This is a genomic window from Streptococcus sp. SC1 (genome assembly GCF_030272855.1).
Taxonomy (GTDB): domain Bacteria; phylum Bacillota; class Bacilli; order Lactobacillales; family Streptococcaceae; genus Streptococcus.
On the sequence record NZ_JAQCMU010000003.1, the window covers coordinates 92,858 to 113,351 of the forward strand.

16 protein-coding genes are annotated in these 20,494 nt (G+C 44.1%); 13 read left to right on the top strand and 3 right to left on the bottom strand.

Translation table 11 applies throughout. From position 1 onward, the window contains the following. Window positions 1-21: 21 nt before the first annotated feature. The 13 genes from PAN94_RS05720 to PAN94_RS05780 all read left to right on the top strand — a co-directional run bounded on the left by PAN94_RS05720 (window position 22) and on the right by PAN94_RS05780 (window position 17,187). Window positions 22-759 carry a matrixin family metalloprotease gene (locus PAN94_RS05720; protein WP_187759269.1) on the top strand — a complete coding sequence of 246 codons (738 nt, stop codon included), beginning with the start codon at window positions 22-24 and terminating at the stop codon, window positions 757-759. 4 nt (window positions 760-763) lie between these two features. Continuing rightward, window positions 764-1,129 (top strand): hypothetical protein, encoded by a 366-nt coding sequence (locus PAN94_RS05725; RefSeq protein ID WP_149555698.1) that lies wholly within the window; start codon window positions 764-766, stop codon window positions 1,127-1,129. Window positions 1,130-1,556: 427 nt separating this feature from the next. After that, entirely contained in the window at window positions 1,557-2,390 is an 834-nt protein-coding gene (locus tag PAN94_RS05730; RefSeq protein ID WP_149555697.1) for a PRD domain-containing protein, read from the top strand. Window positions 2,391-2,414: 24 nt separating this feature from the next. After that, window positions 2,415-2,732 carry a PTS lactose transporter subunit IIA gene (gene lacF, locus PAN94_RS05735; RefSeq protein WP_125371058.1) on the top strand — a complete coding sequence of 106 codons (318 nt, stop codon included), beginning with the start codon at window positions 2,415-2,417 and terminating at the stop codon, window positions 2,730-2,732. Beyond that, window positions 2,732-4,438 carry a lactose-specific PTS transporter subunit EIIC gene (locus PAN94_RS05740; RefSeq protein ID WP_149555696.1) on the top strand — a complete coding sequence of 569 codons (1,707 nt, stop codon included), beginning with the start codon at window positions 2,732-2,734 and terminating at the stop codon, window positions 4,436-4,438. Before lacF ends, PAN94_RS05740 begins: the two co-directional genes overlap by 1 nt. 231 nt (window positions 4,439-4,669) lie before the next feature. Next, entirely contained in the window at window positions 4,670-6,076 is a 1,407-nt protein-coding gene (gene lacG, locus PAN94_RS05745) for a 6-phospho-beta-galactosidase (RefSeq protein ID WP_002899825.1), read from the top strand. 238 nt (window positions 6,077-6,314) lie between these two features. After that, complete coding sequence (locus PAN94_RS05750; protein WP_149555695.1) at window positions 6,315-8,210, top strand: ABC-F family ATP-binding cassette domain-containing protein; 1,896 nt, start codon at window positions 6,315-6,317, stop codon at window positions 8,208-8,210. Window positions 8,211-8,546: 336 nt separating this feature from the next. Further along, complete coding sequence (locus tag PAN94_RS05755; RefSeq protein WP_285875079.1) at window positions 8,547-9,410, top strand: Rgg family transcriptional regulator; 864 nt, start codon at window positions 8,547-8,549, stop codon at window positions 9,408-9,410. 78 nt (window positions 9,411-9,488) lie between these two features. Beyond that, window positions 9,489-10,679: an MFS transporter gene (locus PAN94_RS05760; RefSeq protein ID WP_285875080.1), complete on the top strand. Its 1,191-nt coding sequence runs from the start codon at window positions 9,489-9,491 to the stop codon at window positions 10,677-10,679. Window positions 10,680-10,924: 245 nt separating this feature from the next. Further along, window positions 10,925-11,329: a PaaI family thioesterase gene (locus tag PAN94_RS05765; RefSeq protein WP_285875081.1), complete on the top strand. Its 405-nt coding sequence runs from the start codon at window positions 10,925-10,927 to the stop codon at window positions 11,327-11,329. Continuing rightward, window positions 11,310-12,071: an HAD family hydrolase gene (locus PAN94_RS05770; RefSeq protein ID WP_285875082.1), complete on the top strand. Its 762-nt coding sequence runs from the start codon at window positions 11,310-11,312 to the stop codon at window positions 12,069-12,071. The genes PAN94_RS05765 and PAN94_RS05770 overlap by 20 nt, the downstream gene beginning before the upstream one ends. A gap of 159 nt (window positions 12,072-12,230) precedes the next feature. Continuing rightward, complete coding sequence (gene tpiA / locus PAN94_RS05775) at window positions 12,231-12,989, top strand: triose-phosphate isomerase (protein WP_048763789.1); 759 nt, start codon at window positions 12,231-12,233, stop codon at window positions 12,987-12,989. Window positions 12,990-13,053: 64 nt separating this feature from the next. Then, the gene (locus PAN94_RS05780) at window positions 13,054-17,187 is read left to right on the top strand and encodes a GBS Bsp-like repeat-containing protein (protein WP_285875083.1); all 4,134 of its coding nucleotides are present in this window, start codon (window positions 13,054-13,056) and stop codon (window positions 17,185-17,187) included. A 33-nt stretch (window positions 17,188-17,220) separates the two neighbouring features. On the opposite strand, the gene PAN94_RS05785 is transcribed toward PAN94_RS05780, so the two are convergent. From PAN94_RS05785 to yidA, 3 genes are read right to left on the bottom strand one after another with little or no spacing between them, the layout of a single operon-like run. After that, window positions 17,221-18,456 (bottom strand): aminoacyltransferase, encoded by a 1,236-nt coding sequence (locus tag PAN94_RS05785; RefSeq protein ID WP_285875084.1) that lies wholly within the window; start codon window positions 18,454-18,456, stop codon window positions 17,221-17,223. A 14-nt stretch (window positions 18,457-18,470) separates the two neighbouring features. Continuing rightward, on the bottom strand, window positions 18,471-19,685 hold the full coding sequence (locus tag PAN94_RS05790; RefSeq protein WP_285875085.1) for an aminoacyltransferase: 1,215 nt from the start codon (window positions 19,683-19,685) through the stop codon (window positions 18,471-18,473). Then, window positions 19,685-20,494: a sugar-phosphatase gene (yidA, locus tag PAN94_RS05795; RefSeq protein ID WP_285875086.1), complete on the bottom strand. Its 810-nt coding sequence runs from the start codon at window positions 20,492-20,494 to the stop codon at window positions 19,685-19,687. Before yidA ends, PAN94_RS05790 begins: the two co-directional genes overlap by 1 nt.

Below are 20,494 nucleotides of genomic sequence, written 5' to 3' on the forward strand. Positions count from 1 at the left end.
ACTAAATCTCTCGTGCATTCTATGAGAAAGGAGCTTGCCGTGAAGTTTATTTTCAATTCTATTAGATTTATAGTTCGCTTGCTTTGGCGGCTCATCTGGGGGCTTATTTGGTCTATGGCACTCAGTTTTCTTGTTCTTGTAGGTGTTTTTTATTTTACTACTTCGACAGAGACGGGGGCAGAGGGATTATCGCAGGCTTTTCGAACTACTGTTACTCAAGTGGATCAATTTTTAACGCATCAAGGACTTTCCACTGGTCTTCAGACTAGTGAGGGAATTCAGCCCCATCAGCTGACAGATGAGCATAAAGGGACGGGAGCTCGCTGGGAGAAGGCTAGTGCTACGGTGTATATCGATACCACGAATGAAACTTTACGTTCAGCCTATCAGGAGGCCATTAGTTCCTGGAACCAGACAGGTGCCTTCACCTTTCAAATCATCAATGACAAAGAAGAAGCGGATATCGTTGCTATGGAAATGAATGATGGCAATGTCAGTGCAGCTGGCGAGGCAGAGTCCAAGACCAACCTGCTGACCAATCGTTTCACCCATGTGACTGTTCGCCTTAATAGTTACTACTTGTTGGACAGACGCTATGGTTATTCTCATGAGCGGATTGTCAATACAGCAGCGCACGAATTGGGCCATGCTATCGGATTAGACCATAATGAGGAGGAATCAGTGATGCAGTCGGCAGGCTCATTTTATAGTATTCAGCCAGCAGATATTCAGGCTGTAAAAGACTTGTATCAATCGTAAAGGTATGCTAAAAACGATTTTTAATTTTATTAGACGCTTCCCAGAGCAAGTTTTCCTCTTTATTTTTAACTCAGGAATTTTTGCTTGGCTGTGGAAAAGCGGCAGCGATATTGCTAACCAGCTAGGCGTGACAGCAGCTTGGGAAACTCATGTTCCAGCGCCTATTCAGGCCTTTTTTGGAGAGAATGTTGAGACCGTTCAAGGATTTTTCCAGCATTCAGCCATTATGTGGTTGATTGGTTCCATGATTATTCTATGGATTGTTCGTTTTGTCAAAGGGATGATAAAGCTAAGTCTCTTTGTTTTGATTATTTTGCTGGGCATTTACTTGGTCATGCAAAATCAAGAAGTTTTAGCTAGTTTTCTGTAAACTACAAGCAATTTATAGAAGAAAAAAACTTATGACATGAAGAGCCTTAATCGAGTGAGAGCAAGTCTTTCATGGCAAGTTCAGTGCAAGCTTTCGAGAAGCTTTTAGGAAGTCTTGCACTTTCTGCTCTTGGCTCCTACTTTTATCCAAAGTCGGGGATTCAAGCTTCAAAAAGTTTGATGAGCCTTGATCATGCTTAGTAAAAAAGTGGACTTCTAAAAAATATTTTTAAAAAAGCAAAAGAAAGGGTTTACATTCGTATTTTGATATGCTATAATGAAATCATAAATTGAATAGGGTGAGCGTTACTAAGTTGGATTAGGCGTGACCGCAAATGAATTGGAAGAGGCAAGTGCTCTTGTATTTTCCGTTTATTTGCGGTCATTTTTATTTCACGAAAACCCAAGAAAATGATAAGGAGGGAACTATGTATCGAATCATACTTCCTATGAATAACAATGTTGCTCTAGCCAAACATGAAAATGGTGAAGAGGTTGTTCTGATTGGTAGTGGGATAGCATTCAATAAGAAAAAGGGTGATCCTGTTCTGGAAAGTAAGATTGAGAAAGTCTTTCGTATGAGAACGGAAGAGTCCAAGGAAAACTTTGTTGCCTTGCTCAAAGATGTTCCACTAGACTTTATCACAGTGACCTATGATGTGATTGACACGCTTTCCAAGAAATACCATTACCCAGTCCAGGAGTATATCTATGTCACACTGACGGACCATATCTACTGTTCTTATCAAGCGGTTCAGCAGGGGCGGTACAAGAGCAGTGACCTTCCAGATGCTTCAGGTAAATATCCCATTCCTTATCAAATTGCACAAGAAGCAGTGGCTATTTATCGGGAACGACTCTTAGAAGCCTTTCCAGACGATGAAATAAATAGAATTGCCTATCACTTTATCAATGCAGAAGGATTTTCCAGTCCAGCAGGGCAGAGTCATTTAGATCAGCGTAAGGAAATTCTAGCTGCTGTAGAAGAAGAGCTAAGAAAACAGGGAATAAAAAGAACATCGGATAATAGCAACTTCTATGACCGGTTTATGATTCATCTTAATTACTTCTTAGATTACTTAGACAGAAGCCGAGATGATAACGTTTCACTGTTAGAAATGGAAAGTCAGATTAAACTGACCTATCCCAAAGCTTATCAAATCGGAAGTAGTCTATATGAGATTATTGCCCAGAAAACTGGAATAGATTTGTATCATAGTGAGCGAGTTTATCTGGTTTTACATATTCAACGATTACTATAAGGAACATTAAAAGGAGGATCTATCATGAATAGAGAAGAAGTAACATTACTTGGTTTTGAAATCGTAGCCTACGCAGGTGACGCTCGCTCCAAGTTGCTGGAAGCACTAAATGCAGCTCAGGCTGGAGAATTTGACCGCGCAGAAAGTTTGGTGGAAGAAGCCAATGCTTGTATTGTCGAAGCGCACCATGCTCAGACCAGCCTTTTGACCAAAGAAGCTGCTGGTGAGGACTTGGCTTATAGCGTGACGATGATGCACGGCCAAGACCACCTGATGACAACCTTGTTGCTCAAGGATTTGATGAAACACATGATTGAACTATATAAAAGAGGAGTAAAATAATGAACAAACTCATCGGACTTATTGAGAAAGGGAAGCCTTTCTTTGAGAAGATTTCTCGGAACATCTACCTCCGTGCTATTCGGGATGGCTTTATCGCCGGTATGCCAGTCATCCTCTTCTCATCTATTTTTATCTTGATTGCCTATGTGCCAAATGCGTGGGGCTTCCACTGGTCTAAGGATATTGAAACTTTCTTAATGACCCCTTATAGCTATTCAATGGGGATTCTGGCTTTCTTTGTGGGTGGGACCACTGCCAAGGCTTTGACGGACTCTGTCAATCGCAGCCTGCCTGCTACAAACCAGATTAACTTCTTATCTACTATGCTGGCTTCTATGGTCGGCTTCCTCCTCATGGCAGCTGAGCCTGCCAAAGAAGGTGGCTTCCTGACTGCCTTCATGGGAACAAAAGGTCTTTTGACAGCTTTCATCGCAGCCTTTGTGACGGTTAATGTCTACAAGGTTTGTGTAAAAAATAATGTCACCATCCGCATGCCAGAAGAAGTTCCACCAAATATTTCCCAAGTATTTAAAGACTTGATTCCATTTACTGTTTCAGTCGTTCTGCTCTACGGTTTGGAACTGCTTGTTAAAGCAAGTCTGGGAGTAACGGTTGCTGAATCCATTGGAACGCTTCTTGCTCCTCTTTTCTCAGCGGCAGATGGCTATCTAGGAATCACGCTTATCTTTGGTGCTTATGCTTTCTTCTGGTTCGTGGGAATTCACGGTCCGTCTATTGTTGAGCCTGCTATTGCTGCTATTACTTATGCCAATATCGATGCCAACTTGGCCTTGCTTCAAGCTGGTCAGCATGCGGATAAGGTCATCACTTCTGGTACTCAAATGTTCATCGTGACCATGGGTGGTACTGGTGCGACCTTGATTGTTCCATTCCTCTTCATGTGGATCTGTAAGTCTGAGCGCAACCGTGCGATTGGACGGGCATCTGTTGTCCCAACCTTCTTTGGTGTCAATGAGCCTATTCTCTTTGGTGCTCCAATCGTACTCAATCCAATTTTCTTCATTCCATTTATCTTTGCACCTATCGTAAACGTATGGATTTTCAAATTCTTTGTTGATACTTTAAACATGAACTCCTTCTCAGCCAATCTTCCTTGGGTGACACCTGGACCTCTGGGAATTGTGCTGGGTACCAACTTCCAGCTTCTGTCCTTTGTTCTTGCAGCCCTTCTTGTCGTAGTGGATGTGATTATTTACTATCCATTTGTCAAGGTTTATGACGAACAAATCCTAGAAGAAGAACGTTCTGGTAAAGCTAACGATGCTCTTAAAGAAAAAGTAGCAGCTAACTTTAATACTGCTAAAGCAGACGCTATCCTTGAAAAAGCAGGAGTGGATGAAGAAGCTCCATCTCAAAACAATATTAGCGAAGAAACCAATGTTCTGGTGCTCTGTGCAGGCGGTGGTACTAGTGGATTGCTAGCCAACGCTTTGAATAAAGCAGCAGCTGAATACAATGTTCCTGTCAAAGCAGCAGCGGGTGGTTACGGTGCTCACCGTGAAATGCTGCCTGAGTTTGACCTAGTTATCCTGGCTCCTCAAGTTGCCTCCAACTTTGAAGACATGAAGGCTGAAACGGATAAATTGGGTATCAAGTTAGCTAAGACTGAAGGCGGCCAATACATCAAACTAACCCGTGATGGTAAAGGGGCGCTTGCCTTCGTTCAGGAGCAATTTAACAACTAAATCTGTTTATTTGAGATGAAGCAACTTGATAGAGTTTGGGACAAAAGTCCTAGCCTCTCAATTGTCTTTGGATTGTCGAGCAAGACGCAGTGGTTGAGTGGGCTCTACTACGCTGATTTCATCAGCTTTTATAGCCCTACTCAACTGTGCGGAGGTGGGACGACGAAATCGAATTCTAACGAATTACCGATTTCTGTCCCACTCTCCAAATGCTATTGAAAGGAAAATAAGATGACAAAAAGCTTACCTAAAGATTTTATTTTCGGTGGTGCAACAGCAGCCTATCAAGCTGAGGGAGCAACCCACACAGATGGAAAAGGACCTGTTGCCTGGGATAAATACCTAGAGGATAACTACTGGTACACGGCAGAACCTGCCAGCGACTTTTACCACAAGTACCCTGTGGATCTGAAATTGGCTGAAGAGTATGGTGTCAATGGGATTCGGATTTCAATCGCTTGGTCACGGATTTTCCCGACAGGATATGGCGAGGTCAATCCAAAAGGTGTGGAATTTTACCATAATCTTTTCGCAGAATGCCACAAGCGCCATGTAGAACCTTTTGTGACCCTCCACCACTTTGATACACCAGAGGCTCTTCATTCAAATGGCGATTTCCTCAATCGGGAAAATATTGAGCACTTTGTGGACTATGCAGCTTTCTGTTTTGAAGAATTTCCAGAAGTTCGCTATTGGACAACTTTCAATGAAATTGGTCCCATTGGTGATGGTCAGTACTTAGTCGGAAAATTTCCTCCGGGTATTCAGTATGACTTGGCCAAGGTTTTCCAATCCCATCACAACATGATGGTCTCTCATGCCCGTGCCGTTAAGCTTTATAAGGACAAGGGATACAAGGGTGAAATCGGTGTTGTTCATGCACTTCCGACAAAATATCCTTACGATCCAGAAAATCCAGCAGATGTCAGAGCGGCTGAGTTGGAAGATATTATTCATAACAAGTTTATCTTAGATGCGACTTATCTGGGGCACTATTCTGATGTAACTCTGGCAGGAGTGAATCACATCCTTAAGGTTAATGGTGGCCAGCTGGATTTGCGAGATGAAGACTTTGCGGCTCTAGAAGCAGCTAAAGACCTCAATGACTTCCTTGGCATCAACTACTATATGAGTGATTGGATGCGCGACTTTGATGGTGAAACAGAAATTATCCATAACGGAAAAGGCGAAAAGGGAAGCTCCAAGTACCAGATTAAGGGTGTAGGGCGCAGAGAATCTCCAACCCATATACCAAAAACTGATTGGGATTGGATTATCTATCCGCAAGGTCTTTATGATCAAATCATGCGGATTAAGAAAGATTATCCAAACTACAAGAAGATTTATATCACAGAAAATGGTCTGGGTTATAAAGATGAATTTGTGGACAATACGGTTTACGACGATGCTCGGATTGACTATGTCAAGCAGCATTTGGAAGTTTTATCCGATGCGATTGCGGATGGGGCTAATGTCAAGGGCTACTTTATCTGGTCTCTGATGGATGTCTTTTCTTGGTCTAACGGTTATGAAAAACGCTACGGCTTATTCTACGTAGATTTCGAAACGCAGGAACGCTATCCGAAGAAATCCGCTCACTGGTATAAGAAACTAGCCGAAACGCAAATGATTGAATAGGAAATAAAGCCGATAGAATTGAACTCTATCGGCTTTATTGGGCATGCCAATATATTTAAAGTCTGATTTGATGGTAGGGAAAGCTTGGTGCTCAATCACTAGACAGGATATTCTGGTCGGAGTACTTGCGAAAAAATTTAAAATTTTTCTTTGAATTGGCTTGAGAGACAGATAGTTTGGATTGCATTTTTTATGACAGCCAATGGCCCTGTACTTGGAAATCTGCTATAATGGTCTTATGATTATTTTACAAGCAAACAAGATTGAACGCTCTTTTGCAGGGGAGCTACTTTTTGATAATATCGACCTGCAGGTGGATGAGAGTGACCGGATTGCACTGGTCGGTAAAAACGGAGCTGGTAAGTCAACCCTGCTCAAGATTTTAGTGGGCGAGGAAGAGCCGACTTCTGGTCAAATCAATAAAAAACGAGACTTATCCTTGTCCTATCTGGCTCAGGACAGTCGCTTTGAGTCGGAGAATACTATCTACGACGAGATGCTGCTGGTCTTTGATAGCCTGCGCCAGCAGGAGAAGCGCTTGCGGCAAATGGAGCTCCAAATGGGAGAGTTGTCAGGAGAAGAGCTGACGGCTCTCATGACCCAGTATGACCAGCTGTCAGAGGACTTTCGCCAGAAAGGTGGTTTTACCTATGAGGCCGATATTAGAGCGATTTTGAATGGTTTCAAGTTTGACCAGTCCATGTGGCAGATGAAGATTTCTGAGTTGTCGGGCGGGCAGAATACTCGTCTGGCTCTGGCTAAGATGCTTTTGGAAAAGCCAGAGTTGCTGGTACTGGACGAGCCGACCAACCACTTGGATATCGAGACCATTGCCTGGCTGGAGAATTATTTGGTAAATTATAAAGGTGCCCTCATCATCGTCAGCCACGACCGCTATTTCTTAGACAAGGTTGCGACCATCACGCTGGACTTGACCAAGCATTCCTTGGATCGCTATGTGGGCAATTACTCTAGCTTTGTGGTCCAAAAGGAGCAGAAGCTGGCCACCGAAGCTAAGAACTACGAAAAGCAGCAGAAAGAAATCGCTGCGCTGGAGGACTTTGTTAATCGCAATCTAGTTCGGGCTTCCACAACCAAGCGGGCTCAGTCCCGTCGCAAGCAGCTGGAAAAGATGGAACGTTTGGACAGGCCGGAGACCGGCAGTCGCTCGGCTAATATGACTTTCAAATCTGATAAAGTTTCGGGCAATGTTGTTCTGACCTTGGAAGATGCAGCTATTGGCTATAGTGAGGAAGTGCTGTCGGAGCCGATTAACCTTGACATTCGCAAGTTTAATGCGGTAGCTATTGTCGGACCAAATGGGATTGGAAAGACGACCTTGATTAAATCACTAATCGGGCAAGTACCCTTCATCAGAGGCAAGGAACAGCTGGGGGCTAATGTGGAAGTGGGCTACTATGACCAGACCCAGAGTAAACTGACTGCCAGCAATACGGTACTTGATGAGCTATGGAATGACTTCAAGCTGACGCCAGAGGTCGAGATTCGCAATCGCTTAGGCGCTTTCCTCTTCTCGGGAGACGATGTCAAGAAGTCTGTCGGCATGCTATCAGGTGGAGAGCGGGCGCGTCTGCTCCTAGCCAAGCTGTCTATGGAAAACAACAACTTCCTCATCCTCGACGAGCCGACCAACCACCTGGACATTGACAGCAAGGAAGTGCTGGAAAATGCTCTGATTGACTTTGACGGAACCCTGCTCTTTGTCAGCCATGACCGCTACTTTATCAATCGCGTAGCCACCCAGATTGTTGAGCTCTCTGAGACTGGTTCCACCCTTTATCTAGGTGATTATGACTACTATCTGGAGAAAAAGGCAGAGCAGGAAGCCTTGCGTGAGGAGACGGAGCAGGTTGATTCTGATAAGCCTGCCCCTGCCAATGACTATCAGCTTCAAAAGGAAAACCAGAAAGAACAGCGCCGGCTGGCCCGCCGCCTAGAGCAATTGGAAGCGCAAATCGAGGACTGGGACAGTCAGATCAGTCAGCTTCAGGAAGCCATGGAGGCCACTAATGACGCCGCCGAACTCATGGAGAGCCAGCAGCAAATCGACCAGCTGACCGCCGCCCAAGAAGAAGCTATGTTAGAATGGGAAGAACTGGCGGAGAAGGTGTAGGAGGAGTGAATTGAATCTATGCAGGAATGCCTAGTTTCCGTTAGAAATGAGCTCCCCAGAGCTCAAAATGCTTAATTCACATGTGGAATCAGCCAAAAAAGAGTAAAAAACGAATTTTTACATGTGTTCTGAGATTTTTTCGAGGAAAATAAACTATTCTTCATGTAATATAAGTTCTTTTGGCAGAATCTGCCTTTTCCGATTTTCAGCCGATAAGATTTTGACGAAAAGAGCCTCGTCTGAAAATAAAATCCGAACAAGGGGCGGTGAAGATAGTTTTGAAAGAAGCGACTAGGGAAGCGAAACAGCAATTAAAGGAATTGAAGTGGTAAACAAATGGAAGATTTAGGCAAAGTTTTTCGTGATTTTCGTTTAAATGGACATTATTCATTGAAGGAAGCGGCGGGTCAGGTTTGCTCGACTTCTCAGCTGTCTCGTTTTGAGCTGGGTGAGTCGGACATGACCCTCTCGAAATTTTTAGATCTCTTGGATAATATTCATGTGACCCTTGAAAATTTTATAGACAAGGCACGGAATTTCCAGCAGCATGAGCACGTGGCCATGATGGGTAAGATTATCCCTCTTTACTACTCAAATGACATCAAGGGATTTCAAGACTTGCAAGCGGAGCAGTTGGAAAAGGCCGAGGCCAGCAGCGCGCCTCTTTACTATGAACTGAATTGGATTTTGATGCAGGGCTTGATTTGTCAGCGAGACAGTCAGTTTCGCATGAGGCAAGAGGGTTTAGATAAGGTGGCTGATTATCTCTTCCAAGTGGAAGATTGGACTATGTATGAGCTTATCCTATTTGGCAATCTCTATAGCTTCTATGATGTGGACTACGTCTACCGTCTGGGCAAGGAAGTTATGGAGCGAGAGGACTACTACAAAGAAATCGGTCGCCATAAGAGACTAGTCTTGATTTTAGCGCTCAATTGCTACCAGCATTGTTTGGAAAGTCGTTCTTTTGATAAGGCTAGTTATTTTGAGGCTTACGTAGAGAAAATCATTGGCAAGGGCATTAAACTCTATGAACGCAATGTGTTCCTCTATCTCAAGGGGTTTGCTGCTTATCAGAAGGAGCAGAAGAAGCAGGGCATCACGCAAATGCAGGAAGCCATGCATATCTTTGAAGTGCTGAATTTACCTGAGCAAGTCGCCTATTATCAAGAGCATTTCGATAAGTTTGTAAAAGCATAATTTCCCAAATATGGGAAAAATAAAGAACCTCCCTCTATTCCTGTTACAATAGTTCCAGAAATGGAAGGAGGTATTTTTATGAATCGACAGGCAGCACAGCTGATTACACGGGCTGCTATTAATAAAATTGGAAATATGCTTTATGACTATGGAAATAGCATCTGGCTTGCTTCTTTGGGAGCTCTGGGACAGACGGTCTTGGGCATTTATCAGATATCAGAGCTAGTTACTTCCATCTTATTCAATCCTTTTGGAGGAGCCATTACGGACCGCTTTTCCAGGCGTAAGGTTTTGATGGTAACAGATTTGATTTGTGCTGGTCTTTGTCTGCTGATTTCTTTTATTTCAAATGACCAGCTCATGATTGGAGCGTTGATTTTTGCCAATGTAGTTCAGGCTATAGCCTTTGCCTTTTCTCGGCCAGCTAATAAGTCTTATATTACCGAAATTGTGGACAAGGAAGACATTGTGGCCTACAATTCTCATCTGGAATTGGCCTTGCAGGTTATCAGTGTCTCAGCTCCGGTCTTGTCTTTTATCGTGATGCAGTATGCAAATTTGCGCGTGACTCTTCAACTGGATGCGCTGAGCTTCTTTCTGGCTTTTGCCTTGGTTTATTTTCTGCCTAATCATGAGCCAAGCAAGCAGCAGTCGCCCATCAATCTTGGCAATATCCTGAGAGATATCAAGGAAGGCTTGGTTTATATCCGCCAGCAAAAGGAAATCTTCTTTCTGCTCTTGGTAGCTTCTGCAGTCAACTTTTTCTTTGCTGCCTTTAATTACCTGCTGCCTTTTACCAATCAGCTCTACGGCAAGACCGGCTCTTATGCAACTGTTCTGAGCTTGGGGGCTATTGGCTCGATTATCGGAGCTATTTTAGCCAGCAAGGTTAAGGCCAGTATGGGAAATCTACTTGTAGCCCTGCTATTGACCGGTGTCGGGGTAGCAGTCATGGGCCTCTCTGCCTTGATACCAGTTCATCCATATTTTTCTTATTCTGGTAATCTTATCTGCGAGCTCTTTATGACTGTGTTCAACATTCATTTCTTCAGCCAGGTTCAGACCAAGGTGGATAAGCAGTATCTAGGCCGCGTTTTCTCAACGATTTACACGCTGGCAATTCTTTTCATGCCTCCTGCGACTTTTCTGATGACGCTGCTGCCGAGTGTTCGCACCCTTTCCTTCCTTCTGATTGGTCTGGGGGTAATAGGACTGGCTTTGATTTCCTACCTTTATCAAAAGAAAATAGAACAAACTAGGTTGGAGTGATTTCCAACCTAGTTTAATGTTTTGTCTTGCAAATCTTCAGCTGAAAATTTTTAAATTCATTACCAGCCTAATTTGGCTTAGAACTTTATTTCCAAGCTACTAGTCCAATCGGCTGATAGATCAGGAGTACTGGGGATTTGAATAGCTGGTAGAAAAAATTTTTCCATTGGAATGTGCATATAATCATTGTTCCTTGCTAGTAAAAGTAGTATGATGAAGTATAAGCAAAATTAATGGAGTGAGGAATGAAAGATTTTCATTTTGATGCGATTTCAGCATTTGAAAACTATAAAATTGAGGAGGCCAAAGATGGCCATGTTTTAGTAACCACAGAGGTCGTCCCCTCTTCTCTAAACTATTATGGCAATGCACATGGAGGCTACTTGTTCACTTTGTGCGATCAGATTAGTGGTTTGGTTGTCATTTCACAAGGAGCTGACGCCGTGACCCTACAATCCTCCATCAACTATCTCAAAGCGGCTAAGCTTGGCGATATCCTAAGTATCACGGGGAAATGTGTCCATGCTGGCCGAACGACTAGAGTGGTAGATGTGGATATTACCAATCAAGACGGTAGAAATGTATGTAAGGCGACCTTTACCATGTTTGTCACTGGCGAAAGGGGAGAAAATGCACAAGTTAGAATATAAACATTATCTTTTTGACTTTTACGGAACACTAGTAGATATCCGGACTGATGAAGATGATCCGACTTTATGGTTGCATCTTTCCCGCATCTATGCAGCATATGGAGCAGATTATCAGCCAGAAGACTTGAAAAAGAAATATGGACAATTGGTAGTAAAGCAAGAAAGCAAGATAGCGCAAGAGAAAAGCGTGGCCTATCCCGAGGTTGATTTGGTGGCGGTTTTCATCCAGCTCTTGCAGGAAGCTCCATCTAAGCATGAAACCCAGACTCCGCTTCCAGATGTGCAGGCTTGGGGAGAGCAGTTGGCTGTGACTTTTCGGAGTTTGTCTCGTCGTCAGCTCCATGCCTATCCGAATACCCTCAAAGTTTTAAAGGCCATTAAGGACCAGGGAGGCGATATTATATTGCTATCCAATGCTCAAAAGGCTTTTACAATGCCAGAAATTGAATTGACGGGTTGTGCTCCCTATCTGGATAAAATTTACATTTCTTCTGATTATCAGATCAAAAAACCACAAGCAGAATGGTTAGAACTCGTACTGGAGGAGAATCGGTTCAATCCAGAAGATACGGTGATGGTTGGCAATGATTTTTCTACGGATATGGCTATTGCTCAAGCTGTTGGGATTGATGGAATCTTGCTGAACACTTTCCCGTACTCAGCTGCAGAGATAGATAAGCTAAATAAAATGCAGGCCAGAGTCATTACAGATATAGAAGAACTGCTGGAAAATAGGAAGTAAAAGACGACTTCGAGGTCTTTGAATGGTTTATTCACAGCCAAGACTGTGGATAACTCGTAGAAACATTACGATTTGATGAAAAATTGTGGATAACCTTTATTAATTTGCTTACTTATGATATAATAGCCCATATAAATAAAAATAGAAGAGGTATGTGAAATGTCACGTAAACCATTTATCGCTGGTAACTGGAAAATGAACAAAAATCCAGAAGAAGCAAAAGCATTCGTTGAAGCAGTTGCATCAAAACTTCCTTCATCAGACCTTGTTGAAGCAGGTATCGCAGCTCCTGCAGTTGATTTGACAACTGTTCTTGCTGCTGCAAAAGGTTCAAACCTTAAAGTTGCTGCTCAAAACTGCTACTTTGAAAATGCAGGTGCTTTCACTGGTGAAACAAGCCCACAAGTTTTGAAAGAAATCGGTACTGACTACGTTGTTATCGGTCACTCAGAACGCCGTGACTACTTCCATGAAACTGACGAAGATATCAACAAAAAAGCAAAAGCAATTTTTGCAAATGGTATGCTTCCAATCATCTGTTGTGGTGAAAGCCTTGAAACTTACGAAGCTGGTAAAGCTGCTGAATTCGTAGGCGCTCAAGTATCTGCTGCTCTTGCTGGATTGACAGCTGAACAAGTTGCTGCAACTGTTATCGCTTATGAGCCAATCTGGGCTATCGGTACTGGTAAATCAGCTTCACAAGACGATGCACAAAAAATGTGTAAAGTTGTTCGTGACGTTGTAGCAGCTGACTTTGGTCAAGAAGTTGCTGACAAAGTTCGCGTTCAATATGGTGGTTCAGTTAAACCTGAAAACGTTGCTTCATACATGGCTTGCCCAGACGTTGATGGTGCCCTTGTTGGTGGAGCGTCACTTGAAGCTGAAAGCTTCCTAGCTCTTCTTGATTTTGTGAAATAAGAATAACAATAAATGGCTTGTTGCCTTAAAGGTGGCAAGCTTTTTAAAAGTTTGGAGATAAAAGGTGAAATCAAAGGAACTTATCTATTTAGCCAGTACAGCTATATTGCTAGCAGCAACGGCTAACGTAGTACAGGCAGAAGAAAATGCGCCGACAACCACAGATCCTGAAGTAGCTAAGGCAGAACTTCAAGTAGAAAAGGATCATCAACCTCAGCAGGTAGCCTTACCAGAAGCGGTGTCTACTGACCGTCAAGTCAAACAAGAAAGCTCGGCCGCAAAATTTGAAGCTAGTCCAGTATACAAGGCACCAGAAAATCTGGCACCTGCTGCTAGTCTGGTCAAGGAAAATGTACCAGAAAATAAAGCGAGTGAACAAGCAAAGATAGCTACTTCTGAAGCGATTCAGAATCCAGTAAAGGCTGAGCAGACTTCCCCAGCGATCAGCGCTAGTCCTGCATCCAAAAAAGGCAGTACTTCTTTTTATAATGCGGCTTCTTCATCTGGACAAACAGCGCGTGGGAATTCACAAGCAGAAATCAAGGGCTCTACCTTTGTGGATGTGAGTAGTCATAACGGCCATATCAGCGTAGAAGACTATCGCCAATTAGCATCCAAAGGTGTTGGCGGTGTCGTTGTCAAACTGACAGAAGGAACCCACTATACAAATCCTTATGCTGAGTCTCAGGTTCGAAATGCGCAAGCAGCTGGTTTGCAAGTATCAACCTATGCCTTCTCGCATTATACAAATGATGCAGAAGCGAGAGCAGAGGCCCGTTACTATGCTGCTTTTGCTAATAAACTATCCTTGCCTAAAAATACAGTCATGGTTAATGATATGGAAGACCCTAAAATGCAATCGGGGATCAACCAGCATACTCAGGCTTGGGCAGATGAAATGCGCAAGCAGGGATATGCAAATCTGATGTATTACACAAGTGCTAGCTGGGTTGACCAGAATAACCTACGCCACAAAGGTTCAATTAATACATCTCTCTTTGGCCTTGATAATTTTTGGATTGCTCAGTATCCAGCACCTAAGCTAAGTGCAAATGACGCTAAAAATTTGAAGTATAATAGCAGAGCAGGAGCTTGGCAATTTACTTCTCAAGCGCAGCTGCTTTCTGGTAAGCATGTTTTTGACCAGAGCATTGACTATTCTGGAAGATTTACAGCTAGAGCTACTTTGGTTAAACAACCTCTGACAGGTAAGATTAGTATTCAAAATAATAATCCAAAAACTGGCACATTTGATGTTGTTGTTTCCGAAGTTTCCGCACCACATGGAGTTCAGGAAGTTAAACTTCCGACTTGGTCCAGTGAGCGTGGACAAGATGATATTGTTTGGTATACTGCAACGAAGCAAGCTAACGGAACTTATAAGCTGACTGTTAATGCTGCCAACCATAAAGGTTCTACGGGCGAATACAATGTTCATTTGTATTACGTTCAAGGTGATGGCAAGTTGGTCGGCGTTGGTGGTACAACGACTAAGGTCTCAGTTGCGAAACCAGAAGGTAAGTTGACTATTGCCAACAACGATCCAAAGGCCGGTACATTCGATGTGATCGTGTCTGAAGTTTCTAGTCCGCAAGGGGTTCGTGAAGTCTTGCTTCCAACTTGGTCAAATGATCAAGGTCAAGATGACATCATTTGGCACAAGGCACAGAAACAGTCAGACGGTACTTATAAATTTACTGTCCGTTCTAGCGAGCATAAGAATTCTATTGGCGACTACAGTGTTCACTTGTACTACGTTCAAGGTGACGGCAAGTTAGTCGGAGTCGGTGGCACAACGACTAAGGTTTCAGTTGCTAAGCCAGAAGGCAAACTGACTATTGCCAACAACGATCCAAAGACCGGTACATTCGATGTGATCGTGTCTGAAGTTTCTAGCCCACAAGGGGTTCGTGAAGTCTTGCTTCCAACTTGGTCCAATGAGAATGGTCAGGATGACATCATCTGGCACAAAGCACAGAAACAGTCAGATGGTACTTATAAATTTACTGTCCGTTCCAGCGAGCATAAGAACTCTGTCGGCGACTACAGTGTCCACTTGTACTATATCCAAAATGACGGCAAGTTGGTCGGCGTCGGTGGTACAACGACTAAGGTTTCAGTTGCGAAACCAGAAGGTAAGTTGACTATTGCTAACAATAATCCCAAGACGGGTACATTCGATGTGATCGTGTCCGAGGTCTCTAGCCCGCAAGGTGTTCGTGAAGTCTTGCTTCCAACTTGGTCGCATGAGCAAGGTCAGGATGACATCATCTGGCACAAGGCTCAAAGACAGTCAGACGGTACATATAAATTTACTGTCCGTGCTAGCGAACACAAAAATTCTGTCGGCGACTACAGTGTTCACTTGTACTACGTTCAAGGTGACGGTAAGTTAGTCGGCGTCGGTGGTACAACGACTAAGGTTTCAGTTGCTAAGCCAGAAGGCAAGCTGACTATTGCCAACAACGATCCCAAGACCGGTACATTCGATGTGATCGTGTCAGAAGTTTCTAGCCCGCAAGGGATTCGTGAAGTCTTGCTTCCGACTTGGTCAAATGATCAAGGTCAGGATGATATTATCTGGCACAAGGCACAGAAACAGTCAGACGGTACATATAAATTTACCGTTAGTGCCAGCGAGCACAAAAATTCTGTTGGCGACTACAGTGTCCACTTGTACTATATCCAAGACGACGGCAAGATGGTCGGTGTTGGCGGTACAACGACTAAAGTCACTCGAGCTTCAGTTGCTAAGCCAGAAGGCAAGCTGACTATTGCCAACAACAATCCAAAGACCGGTACATTCGATGTGATCGTGTCTGAAGTTTCTAGCCCGCAAGGGGTTCGTGAAGTCTTGCTTCCGACTTGGTCAAATGATCAAGGTCAGGACGACATCATTTGGCACAAAGCACAGAAACAGTCAGATGGTACTTATAAATTTACTGTCCGTTCCAGCGAGCATAAGAACTCTGTTGGCGACTACAGTGTCCACTTGTACTATGTCCAAAGCGATGGCAAGATGGTTGGCGTTGGTGGTACGACGACTAAGGTTAGTCTTGCTTCCGTTGCTAAACCAGAAGGCAAGTTGACTATTGCCAACAACAATCCCAAGACCGGTACATTCGATGTGATCGTGTCAGAAGTTTCTAGCCCGCAAGGTGTTCGCGAAGTCTTGCTTCCAACTTGGTCAAATGAGAATGGTCAGGATGACATCATCTGGCACAAGGCACAGAAACAGTCAGACGGTACTTATAAATTTACTGTCCGTTCCAGCGAGCACAAAAATTCTGTTGGCGACTACAGTGTCCACTTGTACTATATCCAAAACGACGGCAAGATGGTCGGTGTTGGCGGTACAACGACCAAGGTGTCCATTGCGACAGGGGAGAAACCACAGGGTAAAATCAGTATCCAAAATAAAAATAATGAAACTGGTGAATTTGATATCGTCGTTTCTGGTGTTGTAGCTCCAGAAGGTGTCAAAACTGTCTATTTGCCAACTTGGTCCAGTCAAAATGGACAAGATGATATTCAGTGGTATACGGCGGAACGCCAAGCTGATGGTACTTATCGTAAGCATGTTTATGCAAGAGATCATAAAAATAGCCAAGGCGAGTACAATGTTCACCTATATTACTTGAATAATCGCAATCAGCTGCAAGGGGCTGGTGGAGAGAAGACCACGATTTCTATTAAGCATCCTCAATCGCCTAGCAGTCAGCGTGATCGTGTTCTTGCAGCAGCAGCAGCGATGGTTGGCGTCAAGGGAGGCAGTGCCGAGCACCACCGTCTGGTCAATGACTATAATAGCGTTAGACCGCTACCAGTCGGTTATGCTGTGAAGAATTCAGATGACTGGTGCGACATTTTCACAACAGTTATTTTCCAAAGAGAAGGCTTGAGCGATCTCATTGGTCGCGAATGTGGTGTTGAGCGCCATATTCACATCTTTAAACGTCTAGGTATCTGGAATGAAGATGGTAATTCTACCCCTAAAGCGGGCGATATCATCACCTTTAACTGGGATCAAAATAGCCAGCAAAATGATGGCTGGGCTGATCATATCGGTATTGTCGAAAAAGTTGAAAATGGCATCATTCACACGATTGAAGGCAACAGCAATAACGTAGTTAAACGCAACACTTACCGCATCGGTCACGGAAATATCCGTGGTTTTGCGACACCTCGTTATAGATAAACATACAAAAAAACCAAGGGGGACCTTGGTTTTTTAACGTCTTAGAATTTTCTTTATGAGCTGAAGCAGCTTAAACTTGAGTGGGTTAGGATAATAACGGAAAGTCCCCATTTTTCGGACGATGAAGCCGTTGAAGTTCTGCTTGAAGCGCAGAACACCGTCAGAACCGTCGAAAATTCCCATGATTCCGAGAAAATTATAAAATGGAATGCCTCTCTTGATGCTTTCGGTCATAACGTATTCCTGCAGCAAGGCAGGGGCGTAGAATTTATTAAACTCAGGATAGGAGCCGCTGAAAAGATAGGTTGCTTCCTGAGGAGTATAGATAAAGAGGCTGGCAGCCAGGATTTGGTCTTGGTCGCCGTACTTGTCAATCAGCTCTTGAGCCTCTGCTTTGCGGATTTCAAAGCTGTCAAACTGGCTGGAAAGCTCTCGCAGCTGATTTTGCTTCTTTTCAGATTGAGGATTGTTTTCCAAGTCCGCCTGCAGTTTCTGAATTTTCTGGCCCAGTTTCTCTTGATCCTTTTGTAAGTTCTGAAGATAGTCCTTGAAGTTGAGACTGGCTGTCATAAAGTCCGCCTGCTGTCCAAAGCTATCATAAAAATCTTGATAGTAGTCTAGTGGCTTATCATCATATTCCCGCCGGTTAGAAGTAGCAGCTGTGATGTCTTTGAAAACGCTAAGTTGGTCACGTTCTAGTCTTTTTAGCTTGATACCAAAGGTATTCGCCTTTTTGACGGTCGCCTTGCCATTTTTACTGAAGGACTTGAGCAAGTCTTTCTTCGTCAGACCAGCTAAGTTTTTGACATAATGCCAATCAGGCTCCCCGCCTGGATAGCCTGTCTGTAAGCCGTCAAAGTCAAAGCCCAAATCAGTCAGTTGCTGGATAAGCTCGACTTTTTCATCAGATGTGGGCTGGCCATTGCTGTCAAAGGTCTGATAAGTCTCGTAGGGCTTGATGATGAGCTCCAGGACGCCTTCTTTTTTAGCGTAAGCCTGCAAAGCTTGATAGAAGGGAGTCAGGTATTGAGCATCGGTAGAAACAGGGCCGCAGTTGATTTCCATATGGAGGCCGCCAGTCATCGGCATACTGTAAAGGACAGCAGACACCACGACCTGTCCCTGCGGGTCGGTGTAGCCGACATACTGGGTACTGAAGCCCCGCTTACTCAGCAGCTCTGCCATTTCCACGGTCTGCATAAAAGAGCGTTGGGAGCTAGCTGAGGTATGCTGGATGAATTCTTCTTGGTTGAGAAGTTTAAAGGTCATAGGCTTCCTTTCTGTTAATGCTTGCTGCGCAGTTTCTTTCTGAAGGTGTAAGCGAAATTGGAAAGATGGTAGAGGGGATTGGTCGGAAGGTTAAACTCACCAGCAAATTCCTCAATGGTCGGATTGAACTTGGATTTAAAGCTATAGAGACCACCCTTGAGGTCGTTTTCGATTCCGCCCATATTTTGCCAATCAGCTCCGCGCTCAAAAGCATGTTTGGCTGTTTCGTACCAAGTGATGATGGCTGGCTGGTAACGGCGGTACTCCTCGTCCATCCCGGCATAGATATTTTCAGAGGTTTTGCCGTATTCCAAGACCAGTGTGCCAGACAGGGAAACGACAGCAGCCCCTTGGCTGATTTTGTCCTGCAGAAAGTCAATCTCTTCTTGGAGGCGTTTCTGTTCTTGCTGGTTATTCTCAATCTTGCCGGGCTTGGTTTTCTCGGTAAATTTCTCTGCTTCCTTGAGTGTCTTGGTCAGCTGAGTCTGCAAGTCTTCCAAGCGTGCCTTTAGATCAATGCTAGACAAGGTGATGTAGGAGTGCTCAGGATAAGTATCCAAGAGTTTTTGGTAATAGTCTTTGCCACGCAGGTGGATGTTTTTTCTATTTTCCGTTTTCTTCATCAGGGCTGAAAAGTCATCCAATAGTTCTGCTCCGCCAAATTGGATTTGAATGCCTTTGTTACGGGCTGTACGAATAGCCTGACGAGTACTTTTAGAAAGCAGATCCTCGCTGAAGTCTTCTTTATGAATATTGGCCTGCAAGCGAGGCTGGATGGTTTCGTCCAGAGACTCCGTCCGTCCGACCCAGACAGCTCCTGCTTGTTGCAGCTCTTGAATCAGCTCAACAGTCTCGGTATTGTCTTGCAATTGGCCCCCCATCTTGCTTTCTGCCAGAAAGAGGCTAGGGTCAAACTTGATAAAGAGCGCTTTTTTCTCCTTGGCAAATTTCTTGAGCGACGCCAAAACAAAGGTCAGCAGCTCCTTGTCACTATAGTCCATAATAGGACCGCGAGGGATATAAAGCATGGTCATCCCCAAGGGCAGTGGTTTAATCAGGACACTGGCTGCAGCAACCAAGTGGCCGTCTTTGTAGAAGCCCAAGCGTTCATTTCCCCAGTTGTCCTTGATTTGAGCCCAAGCAGAGCTCTGCAGGAGATTGGCCTGCGGATGAGCCGTGACAAAATCATCGTGTTCCTGAGCTGAAATTCCAATTTTGTAGCTAAACATTATTTTAAAACCCACTCTCTAATAGCGTGTGCTACGCCGGATTCTTCGTTCGACTTGGTGATGTATTTGGCGATTTTCTTGAGTTCTTCTCTGCCGTTTTCCATGACAACAGGAGATCCGACTGCTTCCAGCATGGCACGGTCATTTTCTTCATCACCAATAGCCATGGTCTGCTCCTTGCTCAAGCCAAGTTTTTCAGCTAGATGGAGGATAGCAGCTCCTTTATTGACAGTTTTTTTGACAATTTCTAGATAGAAAGGAGCGGATTTAACCAGTGTATATTTTTCGGCCAATTCTGGTGGAAGCTTGGCAATGGCCGCATCCAGAATTTCTGGCTCATCAATATACATGCACTTGACGATTTCTTTATCAGTCATTTCTTCAGGCGTGCGGTAGAAGATAGGCATGTTAACAAGATTGGACTCGTAAACAGTGTACTTGCCGATGTTGCGATTGGCAGTATAAATGCCGTCCTTGGTGATGGCATGCATGTGAACGCCTAATTTTCGCCCGAGCAGTTCGATATCGAGATAGTCGTCATAAGTCAGTGTTTCCTTGATTAATTCTTGACCTGTAACAGTATCCTGCACCAGTCCGCCGTTGAAGGTAACGACATAGTTGTCTGGCTGATTAAGCCCTAGCTCCTCGAGAAGCTTTTGAACTCCTGCAATAGGACGGCCGGTTGCAATGACGATCTTGACACCAGCAGCCTTGGCATCCTGAATAGCGCTGAAGACTTCAGGAGTGATTTCTTTTTGGTTATTTAAAAGGGTGCCGTCAATGTCGACGGCAACTAATTTGATAGACAT